The organism is Mesorhizobium sp. M2D.F.Ca.ET.226.01.1.1, assembly GCF_004022705.2.
Classification (GTDB): Bacteria; Pseudomonadota; Alphaproteobacteria; order Rhizobiales; family Rhizobiaceae; genus Mesorhizobium.
The window spans coordinates 12,847-39,671 of sequence record NZ_RZOY02000003.1; the positions used below are offsets into that span (position 1 = coordinate 12,847).

At 63.9% G+C, this 26,825-nt stretch carries 32 protein-coding genes; 14 read left to right on the plus strand and 18 right to left on the minus strand.

Annotated elements, in window-relative coordinates; all coding sequences use genetic code 11:
• Positions 1–33: 33 nt before the first annotated feature.
• The 5 genes from EN869_RS07450 to EN869_RS07470 form a co-directional block, all read right to left on the minus strand.
• Entirely contained in the window at positions 34–663 is a 630-nt protein-coding gene (locus EN869_RS07450; RefSeq protein ID WP_127225966.1) for an HAD family hydrolase, read from the minus strand.
• Positions 656–1,228, minus strand: coding sequence for an SIS domain-containing protein (locus EN869_RS07455; protein WP_127225965.1), 573 nt, complete (start codon positions 1,226–1,228; stop codon positions 656–658). The genes EN869_RS07450 and EN869_RS07455 overlap by 8 nt, the downstream gene beginning before the upstream one ends.
• A 7-nt stretch (positions 1,229–1,235) precedes the next feature.
• Complete coding sequence (rfaE1, locus tag EN869_RS07460) at positions 1,236–2,720, minus strand: D-glycero-beta-D-manno-heptose-7-phosphate kinase (RefSeq protein WP_127225964.1); 1,485 nt, start codon at positions 2,718–2,720, stop codon at positions 1,236–1,238.
• A gap of 150 nt (positions 2,721–2,870) precedes the next feature.
• Positions 2,871–3,503: a LysE family translocator gene (locus tag EN869_RS07465; RefSeq protein ID WP_127225963.1), complete on the minus strand. Its 633-nt coding sequence runs from the start codon at positions 3,501–3,503 to the stop codon at positions 2,871–2,873.
• A gap of 61 nt (positions 3,504–3,564) precedes the next feature.
• A complete protein-coding gene (locus EN869_RS07470) occupies positions 3,565–3,894 on the minus strand; it encodes a thioesterase family protein (RefSeq protein WP_210213832.1) in 330 nt (109 codons plus the stop codon).
• 293 nt (positions 3,895–4,187) lie between these two features.
• Between EN869_RS07470 and rfaD the strand changes: the two genes are divergently transcribed.
• Genes rfaD through waaC form a run of 3 tightly spaced genes read left to right on the plus strand, consistent with a single transcriptional unit; the run spans position 4,188 to position 7,101 of the window.
• Positions 4,188–5,138 (plus strand): ADP-glyceromanno-heptose 6-epimerase, encoded by a 951-nt coding sequence (gene rfaD, locus EN869_RS07475; protein WP_127225962.1) that lies wholly within the window; start codon positions 4,188–4,190, stop codon positions 5,136–5,138.
• Complete coding sequence (waaF, locus tag EN869_RS07480; protein WP_127225961.1) at positions 5,111–6,118, plus strand: lipopolysaccharide heptosyltransferase II; 1,008 nt, start codon at positions 5,111–5,113, stop codon at positions 6,116–6,118. Before rfaD ends, waaF begins: the two co-directional genes overlap by 28 nt.
• The gene (gene waaC, locus EN869_RS07485) at positions 6,115–7,101 is read left to right on the plus strand and encodes a lipopolysaccharide heptosyltransferase I (protein WP_127225960.1); all 987 of its coding nucleotides are present in this window, start codon (positions 6,115–6,117) and stop codon (positions 7,099–7,101) included. Before waaF ends, waaC begins: the two co-directional genes overlap by 4 nt.
• 254 nt (positions 7,102–7,355) lie before the next feature.
• Here the strand turns inward: waaC and greA are convergent, their stop codons facing one another.
• Together greA and EN869_RS07495 are read right to left on the minus strand one after the other, a co-directional pair.
• Positions 7,356–7,829 (minus strand): transcription elongation factor GreA, encoded by a 474-nt coding sequence (greA, locus tag EN869_RS07490; protein ID WP_027168132.1) that lies wholly within the window; start codon positions 7,827–7,829, stop codon positions 7,356–7,358.
• 261 nt (positions 7,830–8,090) lie between these two features.
• A complete protein-coding gene (locus EN869_RS07495) occupies positions 8,091–8,624 on the minus strand; it encodes a tetratricopeptide repeat protein (RefSeq protein WP_126081704.1) in 534 nt (177 codons plus the stop codon).
• Positions 8,625–8,802: 178 nt separating this feature from the next.
• On the opposite strand from EN869_RS07495, the gene EN869_RS07500 reads away from it, so the two are divergent.
• The 4 genes from EN869_RS07500 (at position 8,803) to EN869_RS07515 (ending at position 12,154) form a co-directional block, all read left to right on the plus strand.
• The gene (locus tag EN869_RS07500) at positions 8,803–9,228 is read left to right on the plus strand and encodes a DUF3775 domain-containing protein (protein ID WP_127225959.1); all 426 of its coding nucleotides are present in this window, start codon (positions 8,803–8,805) and stop codon (positions 9,226–9,228) included.
• A 33-nt stretch (positions 9,229–9,261) separates the two neighbouring features.
• Positions 9,262–10,353, plus strand: coding sequence for an extensin family protein (locus tag EN869_RS07505; RefSeq protein WP_245489386.1), 1,092 nt, complete (start codon positions 9,262–9,264; stop codon positions 10,351–10,353).
• 137 nt (positions 10,354–10,490) lie between these two features.
• Entirely contained in the window at positions 10,491–11,321 is an 831-nt protein-coding gene (locus EN869_RS07510) for an extensin family protein (protein ID WP_127225958.1), read from the plus strand.
• Between the two features lie 125 nt (positions 11,322–11,446).
• The gene (locus tag EN869_RS07515) at positions 11,447–12,154 is read left to right on the plus strand and encodes an LssY C-terminal domain-containing protein (protein WP_127225957.1); all 708 of its coding nucleotides are present in this window, start codon (positions 11,447–11,449) and stop codon (positions 12,152–12,154) included.
• Between the two features lie 31 nt (positions 12,155–12,185).
• On the opposite strand, the gene EN869_RS34330 is transcribed toward EN869_RS07515, so the two are convergent.
• On the minus strand, positions 12,186–12,362 hold the full coding sequence (locus EN869_RS34330; RefSeq protein WP_167498487.1) for a hypothetical protein: 177 nt from the start codon (positions 12,360–12,362) through the stop codon (positions 12,186–12,188).
• Between the two features lie 254 nt (positions 12,363–12,616).
• Here EN869_RS34330 and EN869_RS07520 point away from each other — a divergent pair, with 254 nt between their 5' ends.
• Positions 12,617–13,927 (plus strand): hemolysin family protein, encoded by a 1,311-nt coding sequence (locus EN869_RS07520; RefSeq protein WP_127225956.1) that lies wholly within the window; start codon positions 12,617–12,619, stop codon positions 13,925–13,927.
• A 116-nt stretch (positions 13,928–14,043) separates the two neighbouring features.
• Positions 14,044–15,339, plus strand: coding sequence for a glucoamylase family protein (locus tag EN869_RS07525; RefSeq protein WP_127225955.1), 1,296 nt, complete (start codon positions 14,044–14,046; stop codon positions 15,337–15,339).
• A 120-nt stretch (positions 15,340–15,459) separates the two neighbouring features.
• Here the strand turns inward: EN869_RS07525 and EN869_RS07530 are convergent, their stop codons facing one another.
• The 9 genes from EN869_RS07530 to EN869_RS07565 form a co-directional block, all read right to left on the minus strand.
• Entirely contained in the window at positions 15,460–15,645 is a 186-nt protein-coding gene (locus tag EN869_RS07530; RefSeq protein ID WP_127225954.1) for a hypothetical protein, read from the minus strand.
• 221 nt (positions 15,646–15,866) lie between these two features.
• The gene (locus tag EN869_RS07535; RefSeq protein WP_167498485.1) at positions 15,867–16,133 is read right to left on the minus strand and encodes a hypothetical protein; all 267 of its coding nucleotides are present in this window, start codon (positions 16,131–16,133) and stop codon (positions 15,867–15,869) included.
• The gene (locus EN869_RS07540) at positions 16,070–16,330 is read right to left on the minus strand and encodes an autotransporter-associated beta strand repeat-containing protein (protein ID WP_127225952.1); all 261 of its coding nucleotides are present in this window, start codon (positions 16,328–16,330) and stop codon (positions 16,070–16,072) included. Before EN869_RS07540 ends, EN869_RS07535 begins: the two co-directional genes overlap by 64 nt.
• A gap of 60 nt (positions 16,331–16,390) precedes the next feature.
• Positions 16,391–16,513: a hypothetical protein gene (locus tag EN869_RS35465; protein WP_281015791.1), complete on the minus strand. Its 123-nt coding sequence runs from the start codon at positions 16,511–16,513 to the stop codon at positions 16,391–16,393.
• A gap of 11 nt (positions 16,514–16,524) precedes the next feature.
• On the minus strand, positions 16,525–18,084 hold the full coding sequence (locus EN869_RS07545; protein WP_127225951.1) for a DHA2 family efflux MFS transporter permease subunit: 1,560 nt from the start codon (positions 18,082–18,084) through the stop codon (positions 16,525–16,527).
• Between the two features lie 7 nt (positions 18,085–18,091).
• Complete coding sequence (locus EN869_RS07550) at positions 18,092–19,186, minus strand: HlyD family secretion protein (protein WP_127225950.1); 1,095 nt, start codon at positions 19,184–19,186, stop codon at positions 18,092–18,094.
• On the minus strand, positions 19,183–19,731 hold the full coding sequence (locus EN869_RS07555) for a helix-turn-helix domain-containing protein (RefSeq protein ID WP_127225949.1): 549 nt from the start codon (positions 19,729–19,731) through the stop codon (positions 19,183–19,185). The genes EN869_RS07550 and EN869_RS07555 overlap by 4 nt, the downstream gene beginning before the upstream one ends.
• Positions 19,732–19,863: 132 nt before the next feature.
• Positions 19,864–20,229, minus strand: a complete 366-nt coding sequence (locus EN869_RS07560) for an avidin/streptavidin family protein (RefSeq protein ID WP_127225948.1) — start codon at positions 20,227–20,229, stop codon at positions 19,864–19,866.
• Between the two features lie 240 nt (positions 20,230–20,469).
• Positions 20,470–21,075: an NADPH-dependent FMN reductase gene (locus EN869_RS07565; protein WP_127225947.1), complete on the minus strand. Its 606-nt coding sequence runs from the start codon at positions 21,073–21,075 to the stop codon at positions 20,470–20,472.
• A 90-nt stretch (positions 21,076–21,165) separates the two neighbouring features.
• Between EN869_RS07565 and EN869_RS07570 the strand changes: the two genes are divergently transcribed.
• Positions 21,166–21,534 carry a helix-turn-helix domain-containing protein gene (locus tag EN869_RS07570; protein ID WP_127225946.1) on the plus strand — a complete coding sequence of 123 codons (369 nt, stop codon included), beginning with the start codon at positions 21,166–21,168 and terminating at the stop codon, positions 21,532–21,534.
• A gap of 488 nt (positions 21,535–22,022) precedes the next feature.
• On the opposite strand, the gene EN869_RS07580 is transcribed toward EN869_RS07570, so the two are convergent.
• Complete coding sequence (locus EN869_RS07580) at positions 22,023–22,418, minus strand: acyl-CoA thioesterase (RefSeq protein WP_042646168.1); 396 nt, start codon at positions 22,416–22,418, stop codon at positions 22,023–22,025.
• Between the two features lie 141 nt (positions 22,419–22,559).
• Here EN869_RS07580 and EN869_RS07585 point away from each other — a divergent pair, with 141 nt between their 5' ends.
• The 4 genes from EN869_RS07585 (at position 22,560) to EN869_RS07600 (ending at position 26,786) form a co-directional block, all read left to right on the plus strand.
• On the plus strand, positions 22,560–22,934 hold the full coding sequence (locus EN869_RS07585; RefSeq protein ID WP_127225945.1) for a VOC family protein: 375 nt from the start codon (positions 22,560–22,562) through the stop codon (positions 22,932–22,934).
• Positions 22,935–23,044: 110 nt separating this feature from the next.
• On the plus strand, positions 23,045–24,661 hold the full coding sequence (locus EN869_RS07590; RefSeq protein WP_127225944.1) for a GMC family oxidoreductase N-terminal domain-containing protein: 1,617 nt from the start codon (positions 23,045–23,047) through the stop codon (positions 24,659–24,661).
• A complete protein-coding gene (locus tag EN869_RS07595; protein WP_127225943.1) occupies positions 24,658–25,872 on the plus strand; it encodes a mandelate racemase/muconate lactonizing enzyme family protein in 1,215 nt (404 codons plus the stop codon). Before EN869_RS07590 ends, EN869_RS07595 begins: the two co-directional genes overlap by 4 nt.
• Positions 25,869–26,786, plus strand: a complete 918-nt coding sequence (locus EN869_RS07600; RefSeq protein WP_127225942.1) for an NAD(P)-dependent oxidoreductase — start codon at positions 25,869–25,871, stop codon at positions 26,784–26,786. The genes EN869_RS07595 and EN869_RS07600 overlap by 4 nt, the downstream gene beginning before the upstream one ends.
• Positions 26,787–26,825 lie beyond the last annotated feature (39 nt).

Here is a 26,825-nt window from a genome sequence, read left to right on the forward strand (position 1 = left end):
CGGGTTTAGTTAAGAATTTGAATCAACCTGCGATCAAAGCGACCGTATCGCAGTGAGCAGTCCACCAAGGTCCGTTGCGTTGCGCAACGGCAACACCGAAAGCCCGTCCATCGTTGAGCCTTCACCGTCGACAAGCCAGCCGCGCTCGAGGCCGGCGCGCTGACCGGCTTCCATGTCGGCCAGCTTGTCGCCGACGATCAGCGATCGCTCCAGGTCGAGGCTGAGCCGACGGCCCGCTTCCAGCAACATGCCCGGATTGGGCTTGCGCATTGGGTGGTCGGCAACCGCCAGCGCGCCCGTGCCTTTCTCGTGATAGCCGCAGGCAAGCACCATGTCGACGACGGCATTGCTTCTGGCAAGCAGGTCGAGCACCCCCCGGTTGACGGCCGCGAAGGCGTCCCAGCCAAAATAGCCGCGCGCGATGCCGGACTGGTTGGTGACGATGACGACCGGAGCGCCCACCTGGTTGGCCGTCTCGATCACCGGCAGCATCTGCGGCCTGAGCGCGATCTCCGCCGGATCGCTCGGATAGTCGGTATCGACATTGATCGTGCCGTCACGGTCGAGGAAAAGCGCCGGACGGCCAACCGGAAAGGCCGTGGCGCTGGTCCGCTCGACCCAAAGGCCGGGCTCCGCAAGCGGCAAGCCCGCGCTCTCAACCATTGCTGAGACGCGCTTCGACCGCCTCGCACAGATGGTGGTAGAGGCACAGATGCCCCTGCTGGATGATCGGCGTCGAGGTCGACGGCACGTTAAGCAGGATGTCGGTCAGCGGCTTGAGCTTGCCGCCGGTCTCACCGGTCAGGCTGATCACCGTCATGCCCATCGCCCGCGCCTGCTCGGCGGCGGCAAGGATGCTCGGCGAATTGCCGCTGGTCGAGATCGCCAGAAGCACCGCGCCTTCCGAACCATGCGCCTCGACCTGGCGCGAGAACACGGTGTCGAAGCCGTAGTCATTGCCCCAGGCGGTCAGCACCGCGGCATTGGCCGGCAGCGCGATGACGTTGTAGGCCTTGCGTTCCTTGAGGAAGCGGCCGACCAGCTCGCCGGCGATATGGATGGCATCGCTGGCCGAGCCGCCATTGCCGCAGATCAGCAGCGCCTTGCCTTGCGAAAGCGCGGTCACGACGATGCTCACCGCGCGCTCCATCTCGCCGGTGAGATCGCGCTCGACCATCGCCGAGATCGCCGCCGCGGAGCGGACTAGGTAGTCGTTCAAATCGGACATCAGACCCTCAGTTTGCGGCACGCAGCTTGCCGATCGTGTTCGTCGTGCTCTTGCCGGCGACGAGATCGACCAGCACCACGCGCCCGCCCGCCTTCTGCACCACATCGGCGCCGACCACGGTCTCGATCGTGTAATCCGCGCCCTTGACCAGAATGTCCGGCAGCAGCGCCTCGATCAGCTTCAGCGGCGTGTCTTCCTCGAAGACGACGACGGCGTCGACCGAGGCCAGTGCCGCCAGCACGCAGGCGCGGTCGTGCTGGTTGTTGACCGGACGCCCCGGCCCTTTCAGCCGGCGCACCGAGTCGTCGCTGTTGAGGCCGAGCACCAGCCGGTCGCACTGGCTGCGCGCGGCATGCAGCAGGCTGACATGGCCGGCATGCAGGATATCGAAGCAGCCATTGGTGAAGCCGACCGTCAGCCCCTCTTCCTTCCAGGCCGCGACCATCCGGGCGGCGGCATTGGCGTCCAGAATGGCATCCGTGTGCGCAACAGGCCCATGCGAGCGGAACAGCGCGCCGGACAGTTCCTCGACGTTGAGGCGCGCGGTGCCGCGTTTTCCCACCACGACGCCGCCGGCCGCATTGGCGATGACGGCTGCATGCACCCGGTCGGCGCCGGCGGCGAGCGAAAGCGCAAAACTCGCGATGACCGTGTCGCCCGCGCCCGAAACGTCGAACACCTCGCGCGCCTGGGTGGAGATGTGGCGGGCATCCTCGGCCGAAACCACGCTCATGCCCTTCTCGCTGCGCGTGGCGACGATGAACTCGAAATCATGCGCGGCGATCAGGTCGCGCGCCGCCGCCACGATCTCGTCGTCGCCGAACACCTTGCGCCCGACCGCCTCGCCGAGCTCCTTGCGGTTTGGCGTCACTGCCGTGGCGCCGGCATACCGCGCGTAGTCGCGCCCCTTCGGGTCGACCAGCACCGGCTTGCCGGCATCGCGGCAGATCGCGATCAGCTCGCCGGCGACGCCGTCGAGCAGGATGCCTTTGCCGTAGTCGGAGAGGATGACGATGTCGGCGCGGCCAAGCGTCGCCTGGAAATGGTCGATCAGCTTCGCCCGCTCGGCGGAGGCGAGCGGCTTGATCTCTTCCTCGTCGAAGCGCAGCACCTGCTGGTTGAGCGCGCTGAAGCGGCTTTTCGACGAGGTCATGCGGTCCTGGCGCTGCAGAAGGCCGTCGGTGTCGACGCCGATCTCGCTGAGCATCCGCATCAGATTGTTGCCAGCCTGGTCGGCGCCGATCACCGACACGGGGATCGCGGCCGCGCCCAGCGAAACGATGTTGGAGACGACATTGCCGGCGCCCCCCATGTTCAACGTCTCGCCCTTGCCATGCAGCACGGGGATCGGAGCTTCCGGCGATATGCGCTCGATCACGCCGCTGACGAAGCGGTCCAAAATGAAATCGCCCACGACCAGCACGGTGACGTCGCCGAACCGGGCGATGGTGCGATGCAAAGGTTCCGGAGAAGGCGGATTGTGATTGATCATCTCGCTCGACACATGCCTGAAGAAGGCCGGACTTGATTAGGTTTCAGCGCCGGAATTGTGGCGCAGGCTGCTTAAAGCGATGCCGATATACCGCAATTTGGGCAAGCGCAACGGCACGCCCGGCGGCCCCAGCCGGAGTCGGCTTGGCAATCAGTTTCTCTGCAGGACGACATGGACGCCTAGGCCGACCAGCACGGCGCCGCCCGCGCGCTGCATCAGCCGCTGCGCGCGTCCTGAGCGCCGCAGCCGCGCAATCATCACGCCAGCGAGGAATACGCAAACAATATCGGCGGAGGAAAACATCAGATTGACGATGGTTCCCAAGACGACGAACTGCAGCCAGACCGGGAACGCCGCCGAGACATCGATGAATTGCGGCAGGAACGCCATGAAGAAGATCGCCGTCTTCGGATTGAGCACCTCGACGGTGATGCTTTCGAAAAAGGCGCGCCGGGCCGATTTCCGCTCGATGGCGGGCAGAGCCGTATCGCCGTCCGCCCGTTTGCGGAACATGGAGACGCCGAGCCAGATCAGATAAAGCGCGCCGCCGAGCTTGACCGCCAGATAGAGCGGCGGCACCGCATGGAACAGGACGGACAGGCCTGCGGCGGCCGCGAAGACATGCACATAGCCGCCGAGATGGATGCCGAGAGCAGCCGTCAGCCCCGACCAGCGACCCCGCGCCATGGTCTGGGCGGCGGCGTAAAGCATGGCGGGGCCGGGGATGTAAGCGAAGATCGCCGTGGTGGCGAAAAACGCGATGAGCAGTTCCATCGACGGCATCTTGGTCCCTCACGCTACGCCAGATACGGCGGAGGCTGACTGAAGCGGAAGCTTTGCGGCCTCACTGTGGCGAGGAACCGGTCTGGCCTGATTTGGCCAGGACGCGCGCCATGAACTTGTCATGGTCGATCACCGCGCGCTCGTGGAACCCTTCCCCGATCAGTCCGCCTTCGTCCTTGCACGACACCTTGAAGCGCAGCTTTCGCCCCTCCACGGCGACGAGCTCGACATCGGCGGTGACAGTCATGCCGACGGGCGTGGCGGCGACATGGCTGACGTCGACATGGGTGCCGACCGTTCTCTCGTGGCTGCCAAGGAATGGACGCAATGCCTCGATGCACGCCCATTCGATGAAGCCGACCATGAAGGCGGTGGCGAAAACCGGCGGCATGTCGCCAAACCCGCGAAGGCTGGAGTCATGGCGGGCACCGTCAGGGTGTCGTCCACACGCAAGGTTTGAAGATGGCGAAGGCCAGGCTTTAAATCGGACGTCATGGTTGCACCACGGGCAAGGACCGGCACCCCGGCCCCTCGCCGCGGTGCTCGCAGGCAGCTTATCCCGAAAGCCCTTCCGCCGATCTATCCCTACATTCGTCGTAGCCGCGGCCGGCGAGCTTTATCGACAGTCCAGCCCACCTCCCCTATAAGGGCCGGAATCGGCAACGGAGCAAGGCTGAAGAAAGAATGATCATCGTCACGGGCGGCGCCGGCATGATCGGCTCCAATATTGTCGCCGCGCTCAACGCCGAGGGCCATGATGACATCGTCGTCGTCGACGATCTGACCGATGGCCACAAGATCGCCAACCTGGCTGATCTCAGGATCGCCGACTATCTCGACAAGGACGATTTTCTCGCACGGATCGAGGGCGGCTCGCTCGGCCGGCTCGAGGCAGTGTTCCATCAGGGTGCCTGCTCGACCACCACTGAGTGGAACGGCAAGTTCATGATGGAGGTGAACTACGCCTATTCGAAGCGGCTCCTGCATGCCTGCCTGAAGCTGCGCCTGCCCTTCCTCTATGCCTCGTCGGCTTCGGTCTATGGCGGCGGCAGCGAGTTTCGCGAGGAGCCCGACTTCGAGCGTCCGCTCAACGTCTATGCCTATTCGAAGAAGCTGTTCGACGATTACGTCCGCCGCAACGTCTTCGACACCGATTATTCGCAGGTCGTCGGACTGCGTTACTTCAACGTCTACGGGCCGCGCGAGGCGCATAAGGGCGCCATGGCCTCGGTCGCCTTCCATTTGTTCAACCAGGTCGAGCGCGGCGAAAACCCGAAACTCTTCGGCGCCTATGGCGACTTCGGTCCCGGCGAGCAGAGCCGCGATTTCATCCATGTTGGCGACGTGGCGGAAGTCAATCTGTGGCTGTGGAAACGCGGCTTGAGCGGCATCTTCAACTGCGGCACCGGTCGCGCCCAGCCGTTCCGCGCCATCGCCGAGACGGTGATCGACACGCTGGGCAAGGGGGAGATTGAATTCATCCCCTTCCCCGATCATCTCAAGGGGAGCTACCAGAGTTTCACGCAGGCTGATATGTCCCGCTTGCGCGCGGCCGGCTACAATGGCCAATTCCGCACCGTCGAAACCGGCGTCAGGGACTATGTCGAATGGCTCAAGGCCCAACGATCCTCGTGATCGGCCCACGCTGGGTGGGCGACATGGTCATGGCGCAGTGCCTGTTTGCGGCGCTGAAGGAACAACATCCGCATGCGGCGATCGATGTGCTGGCGCCGGCCTGGGCCGCACCTTTGGTCAAACGCATGCCCGAGATACGCAGTCAGATCGACTTTCCGCTGATGCCGGGGGCGCTCGAATTCCGCAGCCGCAGGCGTTTCGGCCGCCTGCTGCGCGGCCGCTACGACATGGCCTATGTGCTGCCGGGAAGCTGGAAATCGGCGCTGATCCCGTTCTTTGCCCGCATCCCGCATCGTGTCGGCAATCTGCGCGAGATGCGCTACGGCCTGCTGACCGACGTCGTGCCGCTGCCCGAAGCGCTGAAGCGGCGCACGGCGCGCGCCTATTTCGGACTCGCGCGCGGCGGCACGTTTCGCGCGCCGAAGCTTATCGTCGACAAGGCTAACCAGGCCGATTTGCTGGCGCGGTTCGGGCTGACAGGCAAGAAATTCGTGGCGCTCATGCCCGGCGCCGAATTCGGCCCGGCAAAGCGCTGGCCGAGCGATCACTATGCCGGGCTTGCCCGAGACATGATGGCAAAGGGCTTCAGCGTTGCGCTCCTCGGCTCGAAGAACGACGCCGACGTGACCGGCGAGATCGCCGCGCTCGCGCCGGGCGCCATCGACCTTGCCGGCAAGACGCGGCTGGAAGATGCCATCGACCTGATCGCCGCGGCGAAGCTCGCGGTGTCGAACGACAGCGGGCTGATGCATGTCGCTGCCGCCGTCGGCACGCCGATCGTGGCCGTCTATGGTTCGACCTCGCCGGAGAACACGCCGCCGCTCAGCGAGCGCTCCGAACTGGTCTGGCTGCATCTGTCCTGCTCGCCCTGCCACAAGAAGGTCTGTCCGCTCGGGCATCTCAACTGCCTGATGACGCTCGATGTCGCGCGCGTCTCCGCCGCGGCTGATCGGCTGCTCAAGGTTCCGGCCGCCGCATGAAGGTGCTGATCGTCAAGACGTCGTCGATGGGCGATGTCATTCATACGTTTCCCGCCGTCGAGGACGCGATCCGCAATCGCCCCGATATCAGCTTCGACTGGTGCGTGGAGGAGCCGTTTGGCGGGATCGTGGCGCTGCATCCGGCGATCGGAGCGATCCACAAGGTGGCGGTTCGGCGCTGGCGCAAGGCGCTTTTCGACAGCGGCACATGGCGAGAGATGGCGGGGCTGCGCAAAGCGCTTCGCGCCTCCCGCTACGATCTCGTCGTCGACGCGCAAGGCTTGTTGAAGTCGGCGCTGGTCGCTATCCAGGCCGGCGCGCCGATCGCCGGCTTCGATCGGCCAAGCGCCCGCGAGCCCTCGGCGACGCTGTTTTATCGGCGCAAATACGCCGTGCCGCGCGACCTGCATGCCATCGAGCGCACCAGGCGGCTGTTCGGCCTGGCGCTTGGCTACCAGCCCGACCTGTCTGTGCTCGGGTCCGGCATCGTGCCGCCGGCGGGCGGCCTGGCTGGCGTTGAAGGCAAAACAGCCTTCCTGCTGCATGGCACCAGCCGCGAAGACAAGAAATGGCCGATCGAGAGCTGGATCGAGACCGCGCGCGAACTGGCCGACCGGCACTTCACGCCGGTCGTCACCTGGTCGAATGAGCCGGAAAGGAAAGTGGCGGAAGCCATTGCCGAAGCCGTGCCAAGGACGGTGCTGGTTGCGAAATCGCCGCTTGCGGATATCGCCGCGATCCTCGGCCGTTCGGCGCTCGTCATCGGCGCCGACACCGGCCTCACCCATCTCGCCAGCGCGTTCGGCCTGCCGACGGTTGCCGTCTTCCTGGCGACAGAACCTGGCCTCACCGGCCCGCGCGGGCCGTTTGCATCGACCCTACTTGCGCCTGCGGGCGGCAGGGTAACGCCGGCTGAGGTCGTGACGGAGGCGGAACGGCTGCTCGAACGCCAGGCACTCGACAAGCTAGCCGCCGAACGCTGATTATTCAATCAATTCAAATGGAAAGGCTGGCGCCGTCCCTCATCCACCTGCCGGCGCCTTCTCCCCGTATAGGGATTGGAAGAAGGGAGATGCTGCGCCTTTGGCGCCCTTCCCCCACCGTTGGCGATTAGCGAAATCATCAATGAGAGCGTCCTTCTCCCCGTTTACGGAGAGAAGATGGCGGCAACCAGATGAGGGGCAGCGCCGGCGTTTGGAAATTGAAGCCAAGGCTGAAGCCATGGCTTTCAATACCTTTAGATAAACTGCACCTGGACGATCTCATACCCGCGGGCGCCGCCCGGGGCATTGACCTCGATGGCGTCGCCGACTTCCTTGCCGATCAGCGCACGCGCGATCGGCGAGGAGATCGAGATGCGGCCGGACTTCACGTCCGCCTCCTGGTCGCCGACGATCTGGTAGGTCTTCTTTTCCTCGGTGTCCTCGTCAACGAGCACGACGGTCGCGCCGAACTTCACCTTGTCGCCGGAAAGCTTGGAGACGTCGATGACCTCGGCGCGCGCGATCAGGTCCTCGAGCTCGTTGATGCGGCCTTCATTGTGGCTCTGCGATTCCTTGGCCGCGTGATATTCGGCATTTTCCGACAGGTCGCCATGCGAGCGCGCTTCGGAGATCGCCTCGATGATACGAGGACGCTCCTCCTGCTGACGCCAGCGAAGTTCTTCCTTCAATGACGCGAACCCCTCGCCTGTCATCGGGACCTTGATCATATGCCTGACCTTTCCTGCCGCCACCCCCGTTTTTCGGGAGCAGCCTTGTCAATGGTACAAAAAGAAAACGGTCCGGCAGCCTCGGGCTAACGGAACCGTTTCACCACAATTTGCCTGAATATAGCGATCTTTGCGCGATTTTCACGCCCAAAAATGAAGTTCGGCAAATTGATCACCGCTTTCGCGAGCCCTTGGCCGGCGGCGGACAACAAAAAACCGGCTGCGATGGCTCGCAGCCGGTTGAACAGTGTCGGAGCTCTATCAGCTCCTCAGGAAATGATCGATCTGCTCGGACAGCATGCCGTATTCGCGCGAGCCCGTGCCGGTCCGCTTTTCGATTTCCTTGAGCTGTTCCTGAGCGCCGGCGAGGTCGCCGATCTGCAGATGCGCCTCGCCGAGATATTCGCGCACCAGCGTGTAGTTCGGGTCGATGCGCAGCGCTTCCTCGTAATAGCCAAGGCCGACGGTGACGCGGCCCGAATGGCGATGCGAGTAACCGAGATAGTTGAGGATGCGCGGATCCTGCTTGTTGGCGGCGAGCGTCAGCACGGAGATCGCCTCGTCATAACGCCCTGCCATCGCCAGATCATGGCCCGCCTCGTAGATGCTGTCGTCATCCAGCATGCCATATTGCGGCTTTACGCATTTGTTCTTCTTCTTGTCCCAGACCTCGCCCTTCTTGCATTGGGTAGTGGTTTGGCCGCTACCGCCACCTTCACCCGCGGCAAAAGCTGGTGCCACGAACAGCGGCAGCGCCGCAATGGCCATGACCTGAACAAGCAATCGTCTGCGCATCGAAGCCTCCGTAAGCGTGACAATGGCACACTAACGCCGCCTCGATGCGGTTTCATCCCGAAATGCGGGCGGATGCCGAACTATTTTCAGCGGCCGGAAAGAAGCATTTACCTGCAGGTGTGACGCGCGCTGCAAATCCGCTATCATCGGCGCCAAGCGCATCACGTGGAGAAGGACCGTGCAGCAGCGCCTCGAGAAAGAATGGGAGCTTTCCATCGACCCGGACACGGTGCGCCTGTTCGTTCTCAAGGCCAAGGCGCTGAGCGCCGCCGTCAACGAGGACTATGACGACGGGGCCGAGCACGAGGTCGAGTTCGACGGCGACGTTCATGCCATTCATCACCATGACGGCCTCGTCGAGGAAGCTTCGGAAGATCTCACCGAGGAAGAATTCCGCGAGCTGATCAACGATCTCAACATCGACGAAGCAGCCGAGCTGATCGCGCTCGCCTGGGTCGGGCGCGGCGACTATGACGCGTCGGAATGGGCGGATGCGGTGGCGGCTGCCAGGGAACGGCCCAGGAAGCGCGCGGCCAAGTATCTGCTCGGCCTGCCGATGCTTGCCGATTGGCTGGAGGAAGGCCTTGAAGCCATCGGCGCGTAACGCGCCGGTAACCGATTGTGATCGGCAAGGCGGGTGAAGCAGGCAACCTCGCAGCGCGACCGCCGTTTCGGGGCGATGGCAACGCTGAGCTTTTCACGACTTTGCAGGCTGGCGCTGCCTTTGGCGGCCGCGGCCCTGCTGGCTACGCCGGCCATGGCCAAGCATCATCATCGGCATAAGGGACATCTGCCACCGACAAGCCAGAGTGCCGCTCCAGCAGCGGAAACGCTTGGACCGAGACTGGTCCCCGGATCGCGTCCTGAGGACATGGAGAACGGCGCCGACAAATCCGGGCAAGGCAAACCGCGCGCGAACAGCAATGACGACTTCCTCAACCAGGAGAAGTCCCACCCGAAATGGGATGCCCGTCCGCCACGTTCGAAGCGCGCTGAATCCAAGCCGCAGACGGAATCGGAACCACAGACGCCGGATGTCGTGCCGACGCCGCCACAGAAGCCCGCCGAACTGGAGCCGGAGCCGCCTGAAACCGCGCCGCAACCGCCGGAAAAACCTGCCCAGCCAGCGGAGGAGGAAAAGATGCTTCCCGATCCGCGTTCCGCCGCCATGCCGGCAGACACGATGCCGGCGGAAGAAACTGCATGCCGCGAGCGGCTGAAGGCGCTCGGCGTCGAATTCGAGGAACACAAGGCCGAGCACGATCCCGAGATCGGCTGCGCGATCCCCTACCCTATCGTCATAAAAACACTCGGCAAATCCATCGGCATCAGTTCAGGCACCGAGCTCAACTGCCAGATGGCCGAGGCAACCGCCCGCTTCATGGCCGATGTCGTCCAGCCTATGGCGAAGGCCGAGTTCGGCGCCGATTTGAAGTCAGTCAACCAGGCCTCGGCCTTTGTCTGCCGCCCGCGCAACGGCACCCGCAAACTGTCGGAACACGCCTTCGGCAATGCGCTCGACATCGCCAGCTTCACCTTGTCGGACGGCACGAGGATCGAGATTGGCCCGGCGCCGCCGGAAAAGGACGGAAAATTCCTCGACGCGGTGCGCAAGGCCGCCTGCGGGCCTTTCAAGACGGTGCTTGGGCCAGGCGCCGACCCCGACCACGCGCTCCATTTCCACCTCGATCTGGAGCCGCGCCGGCACGGGGGCACCTTCTGCCAGTAGGCACAATCTCAGAAGTTTCGGCCGCGTACCGGCAAGAACAGCGCCGCAATTCCGCCCCAGACATGAATGCCGGCGCTGATCTTTCCTTTACTCTTGCCAACTAAACTTGTGCCATTCGGGGACAAGGACGCCTTTCGATGGCTCGAAGACTTGGCGCTACGCGGTTGGCGGCGCGATGGAACAAGCGTGCGCGCGTCACGATCGCAGGGCTGGCCGCGGGCATTGCCATGGCGACGATATCGGCCTGCACGACCGGTGATGTCTTTGCGCTGCAGCCGGCCGTCGATGTCGGTAGCCAGACAGCAGCCGTGCCGCAGCCCGACACGCCGCAATATTCCGGCATGCAGCGGCTCGTTCCGTCCAACCCCTACATGACCCAGGCCGCCTATCCGCGCATGGACGAGCCGATGTCGCCTCTGGAGCAGATGCCGGCCAGCGAGATCGACTGCCGCAACGAGCTGAAGCGGATGGGCGTCGTCTATCAGGATGTCCAACCGATCCATGAGGGACAATGCGGCATCGATTTCCCTGTAAAAGTCTCGGCGATCGGCAGCGTCGCCATGAAGCCCGCCGCAACGCTGACCTGCAACATGGCCGCCACCTTTGCCGCCTGGACCAAGAACGAACTGCAGCCCGCCGCCCGCTGGCGTTATTTCTCCGGCGTCAAGGCGATCCACCAGGGCTCGAGCTACTCCTGCCGCAACATCGCCGGCGAAGGCGTCTTGTCCGAGCATGGCAAGGGCAACGCACTCGACGTCATGAGCATCGAGCTCAACAATGGCGACGACATCGACGTGCGCAAGCCCGGCCTGTTCGCCTTCCGCACCCGCGGCTTCCTCAACAATGTGCGCGCCGACGGCTGCGAGTATTTCACCACGGTGCTCGGCCCGGGCTACAATTACGACCACCGCAACCACTTCCATTTCGACATCAAGAACCGCAAAAGCGGCTACCGCGCCTGCCGCTGACTTGAGACGATCGCAGGGCAAACTCGCTTAGTGATTATCCACGACGCGTCGGCCTTACCAAGCTCTACCTCAAAACGGCCAACACCACATAAAATGGTCCCGCATGGATTTGGGAGCGGCTGGTTGTGGGTAAGCGAAGCCTGAGGCGGCGTGCGGCGATCTGGCTGGCGACTGTTTGCGTCTCCTATCTAGCGCTCGCCTATATCGCGGCGCCGGAATTCTGGACATGGCGGGAGCGCGGCTTCCGCACGAAGCCCTTCGAGATGGTGACGCATACGCCGCAGGGCATTCCCGGCGACCCGATCAATGTCGGCCTTGTCGGCACCGAAAAGGAAGTCGTGCATGCTTTCGCCGTCGCCGGCTGGGACACGGCCGATGCGGTGACGCTGAGGACAGCGATCGACATCGGCGAAAGCGTGTTGTTTTCCCGCCCCTACCCGGACGCCCCGGTGAGCCGCCTGCTGTTCGAAGGCCGCGCCCAGGACCTGGCCTTCGAGAAACCGGTCGGCGACAGCGCGGACCGGCGCCACCATGTCCGCTTCTGGCTGACCGACACGGTCGGCGACGACGGCCGGCCGCTCTGGCTGGGCGCGGCGAGCTTCGATCGCGGCGTCGGCCTTAGCCATGATACCGGCGCCATCACCCACCATATCGGCCCCGACATCGACGCGGAGCGCAACTTCCTGATCGGCGACCTGCAGGCCGCCGGTTTGCTGGCATCGACCAGCCAGATACCGGGGATCGGCGCCACCAGGACGGGACGCAACGGCGGTGGCGATCCTTATTTCACCGACGGCATGGCCGTGATCGGCGTGTTGAAGACGTTGCAGTGACGGTCGGTCCGCAGCGCTGACGACGCTGCCGTTACGCGGTCGGCGGCCCTCCCCGTGGCTTCAGGCTGTCCCTTATGGCTTTCGCCTCGCGGATCAGCGACGACCAATTCGAGCCCAGAAGCGAGATCAACTCCAGCGCCTGCGCCTCGGTGATGCCGGTCTCCTCCAGAAGCTTCTGGACAAGGCCGTGTTTTGGTTCGACCGCCAAAGGGCAAATCCCCGATAAGCAGCTCTAACCATATCATTTGATATTGGTTCCACTCTATCCTCTTGATTTTTAATGAGCCGCCATCGGGGACTTCGCGCGGTCGAGCTCCGCCCCGCTTGCGAACCAACCGCCAGGCCGATCAACCCTGCCCGGGCCGTCCTTTCTCTACCCATCCATCGCGCTCTGGATTGTCATGTTCCAAAAATACCGGCGGGCTATTTTCGAATGCGCTGCAGCAATGCTATTGACCGCCCATGCTTTATGTTGAAATCGCTGTCGTTGCCGTCCTCATCCTGGTGAACGGCCTTCTGGCAATGTCGGAGCTTGCCATCGTCTCGTCGCGGCCGGCCCGGCTGAAGGCGATGATCGACCGCAACGTCAGGGGCGCCGGCCGGGCGCTGGCGCTGGGCTCGAACCCCGGCAAATTCCTGTCCTCGGTGCAAATCGGCATCACGCTCGTGGGCGTTCTATCGGGTGCCTTCTCGGGCGCGACGCTTGGAGAGCGGCTGGCGCAATATCTGGCCACGACCGGCGTCCGTGAAAACATCGCCGACCCTGTCGGCGTCGGCATCGTCGTTGCCATCATCACCTATGCCTCGCTGATCGTCGGCGAGTTGGTGCCGAAGCAGATCGCGCTGCGCGATCCTGAGCGCGTCGCGGTCCGCGCCGCGCCCGCAATGACCATCCTCGCCACCGCCTCGGCGCCGCTCGTCTTCCTGCTCGATCTCTCCGGCCGCGCCGTTCTGTGGCTTCTCGGCCAGGCCGGCGAGGCTGAAGAGAAGGTCACCGACGAGGAGATCAAGATGCTGGTCGCCGAGGCCGAGCATCACGGCACCATCGAATCCGACGAGCGCCGCATGATTGCCGGCGTCATGCGGCTCGGCGACCGCGCCGTGCGCGCCGTCATGACGCCGCGCACCGAGGTCGACTGGCTGAACCTGCAATCCGACGAGACCGCCGTCAAAAAGCTTTTGATGGATACCCAGCACTCGCGCCTGCCTGTCGGTGACGGCAATGTCGACGCCATGGTCGGCGTCATCCAGACGCGCGATGTGCTCGCCGCCCTTCTTGCCGGCAGGGTATTGGATCCGCGCCAGCATGTGCGCGCCGCCCCCATCGTCCATGACCAGGCCGATGCGCTCGACGTCCTGCAGAAGCTCAGGGAATCGGACGTTCCCATGGCTCTGGTCCATGACGAATACGGCCATTTTGAAGGCATCGTCACACCGGCCGACATTCTCGAAGCCATCACCGGCGTTTTCCGCTCCGACCTCGAGGCGGGCGAGGAAGAAAACGCCGTCAAGCGCGAGGACGGCTCCTGGCTGCTCGCCGGCTACATGCAGGCCGACGAGATGGCCGAGGTGCTGGGCATCGATCTGCCCGAGAACCGGGACTACGAAACCGTCGCCGGCTATGTGCTGTCGCATCTGCATCATCTGCCGACGACCGGCGAGTGCGTCGACGCGCAAGGCTGGCGCTTCGAAGTGGTCGACCTCGACGGCCGCCGCATCGACAAGCTGATCGCCACCCGCCTGCCGGAGGGCCATCGCCCGCTGGTGCGCTGAGTGGCCGAAAGTTCAATTGGCGGTGGTTGACGCCGTCGTCAAGCTTCGTTTTCCTCACTTATGATTGACCGGTTAGATAGCTTTGAAGCGCTGCAAAAGCGTCTATATCGGCAACCATGGATGCATCGAGCGAACACGCCCTGAACGACGAGCTTCTCTCCGACATCCAGCGTCTGTCCTTCGACTATTTCCTGAATGAGGCCAACCCGGTCAACGGCCTGGTCGCCGACCGAAACACCGCCACATCGCCCGCCAGCATAGCCGCAGTCGGCCTCGCTTTGTCGTCCTATCCTGTCGGGGTAGAGCGCGGTTTCATGACGCGCGCCGCCGCGGTTGAGCGGACGCTCGCCACGCTGCGCTTCTTCTGGAACGCACCGCATGGGCCGGAGCCCGACGCCACCGGCTACAAGGGCTTCTATTATCATTTCCTCGACATGCGGACCGGACGCCGCGTCTGGAATTGCGAACTGTCCACGATCGATACCGCGCTTCTGCTTGCCGGGGTGCTGACGGCCGGCGCCTATTTTGACGTCGACGACGAATTCGAGGCGGAAATCCGCCGGCTTGCCGATGCGCTCTACCGCCGCGCCGACTGGCGCTGGGCGCAAAATGGCGGCGCCACCGTCACCCATGGCTGGCGGCCCGAAAAAGGCTTCCTGCGCTATCGCTGGGAAGGCTATGACGAGGCACTGATCCTGTACATGCTGGGCCTGGGTTCGCCGACTTTTCCGCTGCCGCCCGAAAGCTACGCCGCCTGGCTGTCGAGCTACAAATGGAAGAAGATCTATGGCCGCGAAATGGTCTATGCCGGTCCGCTCTTCATCCATCAGTTCTCGCATATCTGGATCGATTTTCGCGGCATTCGCGATGCTTTCATGCGCAATGTCGGCAGCGACTATTTCGAGAACAGCCGGCAGGCGACCTATCTCCAGCGCGACTATGCCATCCGCAATCCCAAGGGCTTCACCGGTTATGGCGAGAACTGCTGGGGCATCACGGCCAGCGACGGCCCGGGGCTGCAGCCGAGCCGGGCCGGCGGGCGCCGCTTCTTCACCTACCTGGCGCGCGGCGCCCCTTTCGGTCCCGATGACGGCACGCTATCGCCATGGGCGGTGATCGCGTCATTGCCCTTTGCGCCGGAGATCGTGCTGCCGGCGCTGCGCTACTTCCACGAGATCGACCTGCATGACGGCAACCCCTACGGCTTCACCGCAAGCTTCAATCCGACGATCGCCGACGCTGGCGGCCGGCCCTGTGGTTGGGTGTCGCCGGACCATGTCGGCATCAACCAGGGGCCAATCGCGCTGATGATCGAGAATTACCGGTCGGATTTCCTGTGGCGGCTGCTGCGCCAGGTGCCGGCCATCACCACCGGCCTGCGGCGGGCCGGGTTTTCAGGCGGCTGGCTGTAGGAGCGAGCCGGCGCGACGAGTGCATTACGCCGCTGCGCCCAGGCCGGGTGCTTGACGTGGCCGACCGCTAAGGCCGCATCGGTGGGGTGATTGCTCCTGCCCTGCCAGACGGTCGTGCACTTAAACCAGTCTGCCGGCATCGGACCGGACGCCCGTGACATCGCTGACGTCAAGCAACGCCGCACAATCGATCATGTCGTGAAATTGGGCGTGCGGATCGAGCGACAGCCACGAGCCGTAGGACCGGAGTCGCCTGAGCCCGGCCATCTTCTCCAACCTCGCCTGCCGCTCCTCGTCGCCCGGCAAGACCCATTTCGAACCTCTGGTCGCTGCAAGAGACTGCACAATTCCACCTCACACGCCGCGTGCCTGATCCCTCAACGTTCGAAAGATAGCCCGCGCCAAAGCGTGCGCCATCATCTGTTCAGATGTCGGGGCTGATGGAATCGGTCAACGTGGCACTTGCATTGCCAGGCAGTCATGGCCGATGCCGGCGACGCAGGCCGGGCCAAGGAACCCATCATTTGTTAATGTTCCACGCCAAAGCCCGGCTTACCAAATGCTACCCTGCCCAAGTTGCGGGGGCGTGGTCCGGCCCGCAAATCCTGTATCACCATGACGGCGGAGTTGGCGAGGGAGCCGTTGACCGAAAGCTTGCCGGCCTCGATCGTGGTTGCGCCGCCCATCGCACTTACGCTTGTGAGGTTGAGGTTGCCCACGCCTCTCTTGGTCAGCGTGCCGGTGCCGGAGATGACGGCGGAGAAGCTGGCATCGGCCGGCTGGTCGAAGACCAAAGCTGCATTATCAAGGATGTTGCCGGCGCGGCCGAGATCGTCGTGCCGCCGCTATAGGTGCTGTCGCCGGTCAATATGGTCGTGCCGCTGCCGATCTGGCTGACCGCGCCGCTGCCGGAAATGGCGCCGGCAAAGGTGTAGCTGTCGGAGCGGTCGAAGGCCACGGTGCCGTTGTCGGGCACCAGGCTGAACAGCAAGCCGCAGCAGCTTTGGGGCGGCCTCGGATTCGGCGGTTCGCTGAGCTGAGCCGACGACCGCTACGCCGTCCATGGCGAGCTGCTGGCACGCTCGAGCCTGAAGGATTTCGGCAACAGCCATTCCTTCGGCGGCTCGGTCGGCTTCAGCGTGAAGTGGTAGATGCTGCCGTCGCTCGCTGTCACTTCGGTTCCGCTCAATGCGCGTTAGGCGGCGCCTTCGGCGTCACGTTGCGCAGGAACGGAACCAGCGCCGTAGCGATGACGAAAGCCGCCATGATGACCAGGAACGCATCGGCATAGGCCATGGTCGAGGCTTCACGATAGGCGAGCTGCCAGAGCTGCTTCAGCGCGGCGGCATGGCCGTCGTCGATGGCGCCGGGCAATTGTCCGTAGCGCTGCGCAACCTTGTCGACCAGGCGCATGGCCGCCTCGTTCTGCGGCGTCAGATGCGAAGCGATCGCCAGGAAATGAAAGTTGGTGCGGTTGTTGAGGATCGCGCCGCAGATTGCGATGCCGACCGCGCCGCCGAGATTGCGCATGGTGTTGAACAGGCCGCTGGCATATTTCAGCCGTTCCGGCGGCAGGCTGCCCAGCCCGAGATTGACGCTGGGCGCGACGGCGAAGACCTGCGGAAAGCCGCGAAAGATCTGCGGCAGGAGAAGCTCGGCCGAGCCCCACTGGCTGGTGATGGCGCTGAAACTCCACATCGAGGCGCCGAAGGACGCCAGGCCGAACATCATCAGCCAGCGCGTGTCGAAGCGCTTGGCAAGGAAGATGTAGACCGGAACCCCGACCATCGAGGCGACGCCGGTGGAGAACACCGCCAACCCCGTCTCGAACGCGTTGTAGCCCCGCACATAGCCGAGGAACAGCGGCGTCAGATAGATCGTGGCGAAGATGCCGATGCCGGTGATGAAGGAGAGAAAACAGCCGATCGCGAAATTGCGGTTGCCGAAGGCGCGGAAGTCGACCACCGGCTGCGCATAGGTCAGGCTGCGGGTAACGAACAGAACCAGCGTGACCACGGCGACGACGGCGCCGTTGCGGATCGTCGCGTCATCGAACCAGTTCGAGCGCGAGCCCTCCTCCAGCACATATTCCGCCGTGCCGAGGCTGACCGCCATCAGCGCCATGCCGATATAGTCCGCGCCCTTCAGCAACGACAGATCGCCCTTGTCGATCTTCACCAGAAGCGCAACGAGGACGGTGATGACCACCCCGGGGATGACATTGACGTAGAACAGCCAGTGCCAGTTCAACGTGTCCGTGATCCAGCCGCCGATGACAGGCCCGAGCGTCGGCGCGATCGAGGCGATGCTGCCGACGACGGCGGCGGCATAGACGCGCCTCGAGCCCTGGAAATAATGGAAGGACGAGGTGAACACCGTCGGGATCATCGATGCGCCGAGCAGCCCCTGCAGCGCCCGGAACACGATCATGCTTTCGATGTTCCAGGCAAAGCCGCAAAGCATGCTGGCCAGGGTGAAGCCGGCCGCCGAGATGGTGAACAGCCATCTGGTCGAGAAGACGCGGGTGAGCCAGCCCGACAGCGGGATGACGATGATCTCCGCCACCAGATAGGAGGTCTGCACCCAGCCGATCTGATCCTGCGCGGCCGACAGGCCGCCGCCGATGTCCTGCAGCGAGGAGGCGACGATCTGGATATCGAGCAGCGCAATGAACATCCCCACGCACATCACCATGAACGGCAGGATGCTGGCGAGGAAGGTTTGCGGGGCGGCCGGCGCTGACATGGCGCCCTCAGTGCGATCCGGTATCGACCGTGACCACCGTCGACAGGCCGGGCCGCAGCGCGACCTTGCCCGCCTGGTCGGCGTCGATTGTGATCCTAACCGGCACCCGCTGCACGATCTTGGTGAAATTGCCGGTCGCATTCTGCGGCGGGATAACGCTGAAGATCGCTCCGGTGGCCGGCCCGAGGCTGGTGACGTGGCCCTTGAGCGGCCGGTCGGGGGCGACATCGGCATAGACCGTCGCGGCCTGGCCGTCGGCCATGGCGCGCAGCTGGTCTTCCTTGAAGTTGGCGTCGACCCACAGGCCCGACGCAGGAACGATGGTCAAAAGGTAGCTGCCCGGCGAAACATAGGTGCCGACCTGCGCCAGCCTGTTGCCGACGATGCCGTCGATCGGCGAGCGGATTTCCGTGAAGCCGAGGTCGAGATCCGCCGTATCGAGATCCGCCTTGGCGGCCGCGACTTCCGCCGTCGCTTCCGAGATCTGGGTGTTGAGGACGTCGAGCTGTTGTTTAGAAGCAGCGAGCGCTGCCCGCGCGGCGGTGACGGATGCCTGCGCCTGGCCATCGGCGGCGGCACTCTTTTGGGCATCCTGCTCTGAACCCGTCCTGGCGCTGGCAAGCACCGCGTAGCGCTTGGCATCCTGTGCGGTGAAGAGAGCAGCGGCGCTTTTGGCCTCGAGATCGGCCCTGGCCTGCTCGATTAGCGAATTCTGCAGCGGCACCCGAGCGCGCAGATTATCGAGCGCCGACTGCTTCTGCTGCACCGACGCCTGTGCACGTTCCAGCGCGGCCTTGAACGGCCTGTCGTCGATGCGGATGACGGGCTGGCCAGCGGTGACATGCTGGTTGTCCTCTACGAACACTTGGTCGATATGTCCGGCGACGCGCGGCGCCAGTGGCGTGACATTGCCGCCGACATAGGCGTCATCCGTCGTCACCAGGAAGCGGTTGGCCTGCCACCACTCGAAGCCATACCAACCGGCGCCGGCGATCGCGATCAGCGCTGCGCCGAGCAGCAGCGGCTTGCGCCGCTTCCTGGCTGGTTTCGGAAGATCAACGACCGTGGTCTCCAATTCGGCCGGGGAAAGAGCCTTGTTCATCTCCTTCGCGCCTCTTCCCGGCCGCCACGGCTATTCTCGACCAGCGGAAGGCCCGAACCTTCGGTGCTGAAACGATAGCGCTGCCGCATTCGGTCTGTGGCCATCGGGGCCGTCGCTATGGCGAAGCCGCCACCGTCCAGCTCCCTGCCGGTCTCCCGGTCGACCAGGACCGGCTCGGCCCAGCGCCCGTCCGCGCTGTCCACCACGACCAGGCTCGGACCTTCGGGCGCCAGATGCCTGTTGCCCCAGGCAAGCAGCGTAAGCAGCACCGGCCGGAAATCGCGGGCCTTGGCAGTCAGCACATATTCATGGCGAAGCGGCCGTTCGCAGTAGGCGCGCTTGTCGAACAAACCGCGCTCGACCAGGCTGTTCAACCGCCGCGTCAGGATGTTGGGCGCGATGTCCAGGCTTTTCTGAAACTGGTCGAAGCGCGTGAGACCCTGGAAGGCGTCGCGCAGCAACAGGATGCTCCACCACTCACCAACCTCGTCGAGGCTGCGCGCGATGGGACACGGGCGCGTTTCGAAGCTCGTCCTGGCAACCATTCTCGTGGCTCACTTTCAATATGCAAGTGACAGATAGCCAAGTTAATTGCATAATGCAAGTCACTCTGCGGCGCAGATTTGGAATCGCTCGACACGAAGTCGTGAGCGGTCTCGTACCTGCTGGCTGTTTGGCTATTCTCGGACGAAGGTGTCGAGGCTGGTGCCGAAGGCGCGCCAGGTTCCTACCTGCTTGCGGGAAGCGGTCTCGCCCTCCTTGCCGGTGATGGTGCTGCCCGCCACCGTCAGCCACATCGTCTGCAGTTTGCCGTCCCGCAATATTCCGGTGTAGCTCACCGCGGCCGGGCCGGCCGTACCCTCGCCGGCGGCCGTTACTCCAATGACGTCGCCATGCGCGATGCCGAGTATCGGCACGGTCTGTCCATAGAAGCTGCTGTCTTCGAGCGCTGTGCGAAACGTGCCTTCAATCCGGCCGCCGTCCTCGCCAGTGATGTCGAGGACGGACCCGTACTGATTGCTCCATCTGCCAAGCCAAGCCATTCCGCTCCTCCACGACTGTCTGTCTTCGTCTTTCGGCGGATTCGGACCTGCATCTAACGCACCGTTCCGAGCGATCAAGTGACCGTCAGACGTGGTCGGGCCGAACGCAGGACAGTGCGGTGGCTCAAAGGGATCAGGCTGCTGTCCAAGCGAGATGGGTAGCTTCGGTTTTCGCAGATTGAAAAAGGGGCGGCGCCAGCGCCGCCCCTTTTTACTGGGAGGACAAACTCGACTGACCGCTTAGGCAGCCTGGGCTTCGCTGGCGATCGCGTCGGCGGCACGCGCCGCCTTCAGCACCTTGGCCCACCAGGCGACGTCGTTGACGAGTGCGGTGGCCGACTGGTTCAGGTGCTCGAGGTCTTCGAGCTTCTTTTCGCCCTGGCGTACGGCAAGGTAGTCACCCCAGGCGATATGCACGGCCGACTTGACCGGCGCCATCTGCAGTTCGACAGCGATCAGGCGAAGGTGCTCGATCGCACGCGAGCCGCCGACCGAGCCATAACCGATGAAACTGGCCGGCTTCTTGTTCCATTCATTGGCGGCGTAATCGATGGCGTTCTTCAAGACACCCGTCGGGGCGTGATTGTATTCGGCGGCGGTGAAGATGAAGCCGTCGAACTCGGCAACCTTCCTCTGCCAGCGCTGCGCCACTTCGTTCTGCGACGGCGCCCAGGCGGAGGATGCGACCTCGTCGAAGAAGGGCAGCGGCCAATCGCGCAGATCGACGATCTCGACATCGATGTCGGCGTGCGACTTGGCGATCTTGGCAATCCACTGCGTCGGGACGTCGGCGAAGCGGGCGGCGCGCGTCGAACCGACGACAATGGCGATTTTGGGCTTGGACATAAGGGGCTCTCCTTGCGGGAATTACTGGTATCGTTTGGATACCGGCGCTATATGTGATACTGACAAACCGGCGCGCAAGGAGGCACGTTTTTGTTACTGAGGCACCCGCACAACACCGAGGACTGCCGAGCCGTGTCGGAAATCCTGCAACGGGTCGGCGACAAATGGACCGTGCTCGTCGTCGGCAAGCTCGGCGGCGGAGCGATGCGGTTCAATGAATTGCGCGCCGCCGTCGGCGGCATTTCGCAGAAGATGCTGACTACCACCTTGCGCGGTCTGGAACGCGACGGCTTCGTCACGCGCAAGGTGTTTCCGACCATCCCGCCACGCGTCGATTACGAGCTGACCGAGCTCGGCCACGAGCTGCTCGTGCCGGTCGGCGCGCTCGGCGAATGGGCGCGCAAGAATACAAATCGGGTCCGCGAAGCACGCGCCAAATTCGACAGCCAGCAAGCCTGAAACCCTTGTAGTTCAAAGGTTTCTGAACCATTGGATGAACCGTGGGGCTCGGCGCCGGGCCTGTTGTGCCTTCCGGCTTTGACCGGATTTGCTGCGGCTCCGCAGCCAGCTTCGCAGGTGTCTGCGTACATGCGTCTCGATAGGGATGACTGCCTTTAGCCGACCACCGATCAGGCGCTTGGAATGGCGCGGCTGCAGCACGTCATCGAGCAGCTTTCCAACTGCACCGGCCTCCTGTCCACAGCCTTCAGACCCCTCGTGCACGCGACGCGCGGAAGGTCTTTCCTGACCTCAATATAGGCTGTTGTGCCAAGCAGGAGACCAGTGCAATAAGGGCTGCCACCAGCCAGCCGTTCAGCATGTGTTGACGCATTGTCTTTCCCCCGCGCCCCCAAGGTGGAGCGCGAAGGCAACCATTGGATGTCGCGGAGCGCATCTGCCGCGCTGGCGTTGTTACAAAACCCAGGACTGTGAGAATCGCGGACCCGTCAGCTCTCGGCCGGAACCGGCTTTGGCTTGCCCTCGCCGTCGAGCGCCACCATGACGAAATCGGCATGGGTGACCTTCTCCATCAGGTCGGAAAGATAGCGTTGCGCCCAGGCCTCGACCTTAAGCACCATCGAGGTGCGGCCGACACGCTCGACATGGGTGTAGATGCAGAGCGTGTCGCCGATCTTCATCGGCTTGGCGAAGGACATCTCCTTGACCGCGGCGGTGACCACGCGCCCCTTGGCGCGCTCGGCGGCGCGGATGCCGCAGGCAAGGTCCATCTGCGCCATAACCCAGCCGCCAAAGATGTCGCCGGCCGCATTGGCGTCGGAGGGCATTGCGAGCGTCCTCAAGGTGAGATCGCCAAGCGGTTTTCCATCCGCGTAATGCACCATGCCGGAATCCTCCCCTGAAGCGATCGTCTCATCCCCGTAGCGTCGCTCCCTCCACCCGTCAACGCGTGCGCACCGATGACAGTCGGTGCTTTCGCTCCTAGGCTGTGTCGACAGAACGGCCTGCGGGGGGAGGAATTGGCTTTGTCGCTCAATCGCATCGTCCTTTACGTTAGAAACGTCGAAGCGGCCGTGGCCTTTTACGAAAGGCATTTTGGCTTCCAAGCGCATCGCGAACAGGGCGACAGGATCGTCGAACTGACCAATCAAGCCGGAGGTGCAAGCCTCATGCTCCACCTGGCGGCCAAGGGACAGAAAACAGGACAATCGACCGTCAAGTTGGTCTTCGATGTCGAGGACGTCGAAGCCTTTGCCGCAAGCAGCGCAAAGGAAGGACTGGAGTTCGGCGCCCTGCACAGGGCCGACGGCTATGTCTTCGCCAATACCCGCGATCCCAGTGACAAGCCGATATCGATTTCGAGCCGCGCCTTTCGCAAAAGCGACAGTACCGCCGGTTGAGCACAAAGGCACCGGTCGCTTTTTTCACAAGCCATGCCGGAAGGTCCGGCGACGACGTGAACCGGCAATGTCTAGGCTAGGCCGCGAATTTCGGAGCGCGCCCGCCCACCATGCAGACTTATGATTTCATCATCGTCGGCTCCGGCTCGGCCGGCTCGGTCGTTGCCGACAGACTGTCGGCTTCGGGCCGTTTCTCAGTGCTGGTACTGGAGGCCGGCGGGACCGATCGGCGCTTCTACGTCCAGATGCCGCTCGGCTACGGCAAGACATTTTTCGACCCGGCCGTCAACTGGAACTACAAGGCCGAGCCGGATCCCGGCTTCGGCAACAATGCCGATCACTGGCCGCGCGGCAAGCTGCTCGGCGGATCGAGCTCGATCAACGCCATGGTCTTCATCCGCGGCGCGCGCGAGGATTTCGATGCCTGGGCCGCCGCCGGCAATCCGGGCTGGAGCTACGACGACCTCCTGCCCTCCTTCAAGGCGATGGAAGACAATGCGGCCGGCGCCGATCAATGGCGCGGCGTCGGCGGACCGCTGCACGTCACCGATTGTTCGCGCGCCGTGCATCCGCTGACCAAGCGCTATCTGGCGGCCGCCGAACAGGCCGGTCTGCCGTTCAACCCGGACTTCAACGGTGCCTCCCAGGAGGGCGTTGGCATCTACCAGATCACGACCAAGAACGGCCGCCGCATGTCGGCCGCCCGCGCCTTCCTGCGGCCGGCGATGAAACGCGCTAACGTGCGCGTCGAGACCAACGCGCTGGCGACGAAGATCCTGTTCGACGGCAAGCGCGCCGTCGGCGTCGAATATGAACAGAACGGCGAGACCAAGACGGCGCGCGCCGGCCGCGAGGTGATCCTCTCGGGCGGCTCGATCAACTCACCGCAGCTGCTGCAGCTGTCCGGTGTCGGCCCCGCTGCGCTGCTTGGCGATCTCGGCATCCCGGTTGTCCACGCCAACGACAATGTCGGGGCCAATCTGCAGGACCATGTCGGCATCAACTACACCTTCAAGGGCAAGCTGCCGACGCTGAACCAGATCCTGCGGCCCTGGTGGGGCAAGCTGCTGGTCGGCATGCAATACATCCTGCTGCGTTCCGGTCCGCTGTCGCTGTCGATGAACAATGCCGGCGGCTTCTTCCGCACCGACCCGTCAATGACGCGGCCGAACATGCAGCTCTATTTCCAGGCCTTCTCGACCGTCATTCCAAAGAGCGGCGAGCGCCCGATCCTGACGCCCGACCCCTGGCCCGGTTTCTCGATCGGCCTGTCCAACTGTCGCCCGTCGAGCCGCGGCGAGATCATGATCCGCTCGAAAAGCGCGCGGGACTATCCTCGGATCACCCCGAATGCCTATTCGACCAACGCCGATGTGGACGAGATGCTGGCGGCGGTGAAGTTCGTGCGTAAGATCGCCGCGATGCCGGCCATGGCCGAGATCATCGAGGAAGAGGTGCTACCCGGACCGTCGATCCAGTCGGACGCCGACCTCATCCAGGATTTCAGGAAACGCTCGGGCACCGTCTACCACCCGGTCTCGACCTGCCGCATGGGACCGGACGCCGCGCGCGCCGTCGTCGATCCGCGGCTGAAGGTGCATGGGCTGGAAGCCTTACGCGTCATCGACGCTTCGATTTTCCCCGACAACATCACGGGCAACACCAACGCCGCCTCGATCCTGACCGGATGGAAAGGCGCCGACCTGGTTCTGGAGGATCACAAATGAAAATCACCGACGTAAAGACCTGGGTTGTTGGCAACCCGCCGCCCGGCATCGGCGGCAAGTATTTCATCTTCGTCAAGCTCACCACCGACGGCGGTGTGGTCGGCTATGGCGAGGCCTACAACGCAACGTTTTCGGCGCATGTCACCGCCAGGATGATCGAGGACATGGCTGAGCGCTATCTCGTCGGCCGCGATCCGCACGACATCGAGAACCTCTTCCGACGCGCCTATTCCTCCGGCTTCACCCAGCGCCCCGACGTGTCCGGCATGGGCTGCTTCTCGGCGCTGGAAATGGCCTGCTGGGACATCATCGGCAAGGAGGCGGACAAGCCGGTCTACAAGCTGCTCGGTGGCCAGGTGCACGAGACGCTACGCTCCTACACCTATCTCTACCCGCACACCGGCAGCGTCCATTCCGAGGACGCGCCGAGCGGCAGGAACGTCTACAACGATCCCGAGATGGCGGCCGCCTGCGCGCTCGAATATGTCGAGCAGGGTTTCAATGCCGTCAAGCTCGATCCGGCCGGGCCTTACACGGCCTTTGACGGCCACCAGCCGCGGCTGCTCGACATCGACGTTTCCGTCAGCATGATCAAGGCGATCCGCGAGGCGGTCGGCAGCCGCGCCGATATCCTGTTCGGCACGCACGGCCAGTTCACCGCCTCCGGCGCGCTGCGCCTCGCCCGCGCCATCGAGCCATACGATCCGCTGTGGTTCGAGGAGCCGGTGCCCCCGGACATGCCGGAAGTCATGGCGCAGGTTGCTCGCGGCACCTCGATCCCGATCGCCACCGGCGAACGGCTGACGACGAAATTCGAGTTCGCCCGCGTCATCGAGAACCGCGCCGCGACCATCCTGCAGCCGGACCTCGGCCGCTCCGGCGGCATTCTTGAGACCAAGAAGATTGCCGCCATGGCCGAGGCCTACCACATCCAGGTCGCGCCGCATTGCTATTGCGGCCCGATCGTTGGAGCCGCCAACATCCAGCTGGCCGTCACGTTGCCCAACTTCCTCATCCTGGAATCGCTGAAGCAGTGGGATGGTTTTCACGCCACGCTGCTCAAGAAGAAGATCGAATGGCAGGACGGCAACGTCATTCCGTCGAAGGAGCCTGGCCTCGGGGTCGAGCTCAACGAGGAAGTCTGCGACGCGCATCCCTATAGCGGCAAGGACCTGCATCTGCAGATGATGCAGACGCCGTTGATGCCGTGACCCTCGCTTACGCCTTCATCGGCCTCGGCCATCTCGGCGGCAACCTTGCCGCCAGCCTGCTGCGCAACGGCTTTGTCGTCACCGTCTTCGACCGCGACCCGGCGGCGGTGGAGCGCCTCGTCGCGCTAGGTGCCATTGCGGCGGGCAGCCCGGCGGAGGCCGCCGCTCGTGCCGGCAATGCGATCACCTGCCTGCCCTCGCCAAAGGTCTGCGAAGCGGTGCTCGCCGGCCCGGACGGACTGCTCCAGGGCCTACCCGCGGGAGGCACCTGGATCGAGATGTCGACCAATGGCCGCGACGAGATTGTACGGCTCGCCGCGCTTGCTTCGGCCAAGGGCATCGAGACGCTCGAATGCCCGGTCACCGGCGGCGTGCATCTGGCAGCGGCAGGCAAGATCACCGCTCTCGTCGGCGGTGACGCCGCGCTCTATGAACGCCATCGCCCAGCGATCGAAGCGATGTGCGCAAAATCCTTCCTGATGGGCCCGATCGGCTCGGCGGCGGTGATCAAGGTCATCACCAACATGCTGGCCTTCATCCATCTGGTCGCCGCCGGCGAAGCGCTGATGCTGGCGAAGCAAGGCGGGCTTGACCTTGCTCAGGCCTACCACGCCATCGTCGCCTCATCCGGCAACAGCTTTGTCCACGAGACCGAAAGCCAGCTCGTGCTCAACGGCTCCTACGACATCGGCTTCACCATGGACCTGGCGCTGAAGGACCTTGGCTTCGCGCTCGCCATGGGCCGGGATTTCGGCGCGCCGCTCGATCTGGCGTCACGCGTCAACGCGATCTTCGAGGAAGGCAAGCGCGCCTATGGCGGCGACGCCTGGTCGACGCAGATCGTCAAGCTGCTCGAGGATGCGGTCGGCACGGAGCTTCGCGCGCCAGGCTTCCCGGCCAAGCTCGAATTGTAATCCGGCAAAAATTTTAGCCAGCTATTTCAACCAGCTGGC

Excerpts from the sequence above, each read along its gene's own strand:
- rfaE1 (WP_127225964.1), bottom strand. The coding sequence starts at position 2,720 with ATGATCAATCACAATCCGCCTTCTCCGGAACCTTTGCATCGCACCATC.
- EN869_RS07565 (WP_127225947.1), bottom strand. The coding sequence starts at position 21,075 with ATGTCCAAGCCCAAAATCGCCATTGTCGTCGGTTCGACGCGCGCCGCC.
- EN869_RS07470 (WP_210213832.1), bottom strand. The coding sequence starts at position 3,894 with ATGCCGCCGGTTTTCGCCACCGCCTTCATGGTCGGCTTCATCGAATGG.
- EN869_RS07455 (WP_127225965.1), bottom strand. The coding sequence starts at position 1,228 with ATGTCCGATTTGAACGACTACCTAGTCCGCTCCGCGGCGGCGATCTCG.
- EN869_RS07595 (WP_127225943.1), top strand. The coding sequence starts at position 24,658 with ATGAAAATCACCGACGTAAAGACCTGGGTTGTTGGCAACCCGCCGCCC.
- EN869_RS07495 (WP_126081704.1), bottom strand. The coding sequence starts at position 8,624 with ATGCGCAGACGATTGCTTGTTCAGGTCATGGCCATTGCGGCGCTGCCG.
- rfaD (WP_127225962.1), top strand. The coding sequence starts at position 4,188 with ATGATCATCGTCACGGGCGGCGCCGGCATGATCGGCTCCAATATTGTC.
- EN869_RS07465 (WP_127225963.1), bottom strand. The coding sequence starts at position 3,503 with ATGCCGTCGATGGAACTGCTCATCGCGTTTTTCGCCACCACGGCGATC.
- waaC (WP_127225960.1), top strand. The coding sequence starts at position 6,115 with ATGAAGGTGCTGATCGTCAAGACGTCGTCGATGGGCGATGTCATTCAT.
- EN869_RS07580 (WP_042646168.1), bottom strand. The coding sequence starts at position 22,418 with ATGGTGCATTACGCGGATGGAAAACCGCTTGGCGATCTCACCTTGAGG.
- EN869_RS07525 (WP_127225955.1), top strand. The coding sequence starts at position 14,044 with ATGGATGCATCGAGCGAACACGCCCTGAACGACGAGCTTCTCTCCGAC.
- greA (WP_027168132.1), bottom strand. The coding sequence starts at position 7,829 with ATGATCAAGGTCCCGATGACAGGCGAGGGGTTCGCGTCATTGAAGGAA.
- EN869_RS07550 (WP_127225950.1), bottom strand. The coding sequence starts at position 19,186 with ATGAACAAGGCTCTTTCCCCGGCCGAATTGGAGACCACGGTCGTTGAT.
- EN869_RS07545 (WP_127225951.1), bottom strand. The coding sequence starts at position 18,084 with ATGTCAGCGCCGGCCGCCCCGCAAACCTTCCTCGCCAGCATCCTGCCG.
- EN869_RS07560 (WP_127225948.1), bottom strand. The coding sequence starts at position 20,229 with ATGGCTTGGCTTGGCAGATGGAGCAATCAGTACGGGTCCGTCCTCGAC.
- EN869_RS07520 (WP_127225956.1), top strand. The coding sequence starts at position 12,617 with ATGCTTTATGTTGAAATCGCTGTCGTTGCCGTCCTCATCCTGGTGAAC.
- EN869_RS07590 (WP_127225944.1), top strand. The coding sequence starts at position 23,045 with ATGCAGACTTATGATTTCATCATCGTCGGCTCCGGCTCGGCCGGCTCG.
- EN869_RS07555 (WP_127225949.1), bottom strand. The coding sequence starts at position 19,731 with ATGGTTGCCAGGACGAGCTTCGAAACGCGCCCGTGTCCCATCGCGCGC.
- EN869_RS07510 (WP_127225958.1), top strand. The coding sequence starts at position 10,491 with ATGGCTCGAAGACTTGGCGCTACGCGGTTGGCGGCGCGATGGAACAAG.
- waaF (WP_127225961.1), top strand. The coding sequence starts at position 5,111 with ATGGCTCAAGGCCCAACGATCCTCGTGATCGGCCCACGCTGGGTGGGC.
- EN869_RS07450 (WP_127225966.1), bottom strand. The coding sequence starts at position 663 with ATGGTTGAGAGCGCGGGCTTGCCGCTTGCGGAGCCCGGCCTTTGGGTC.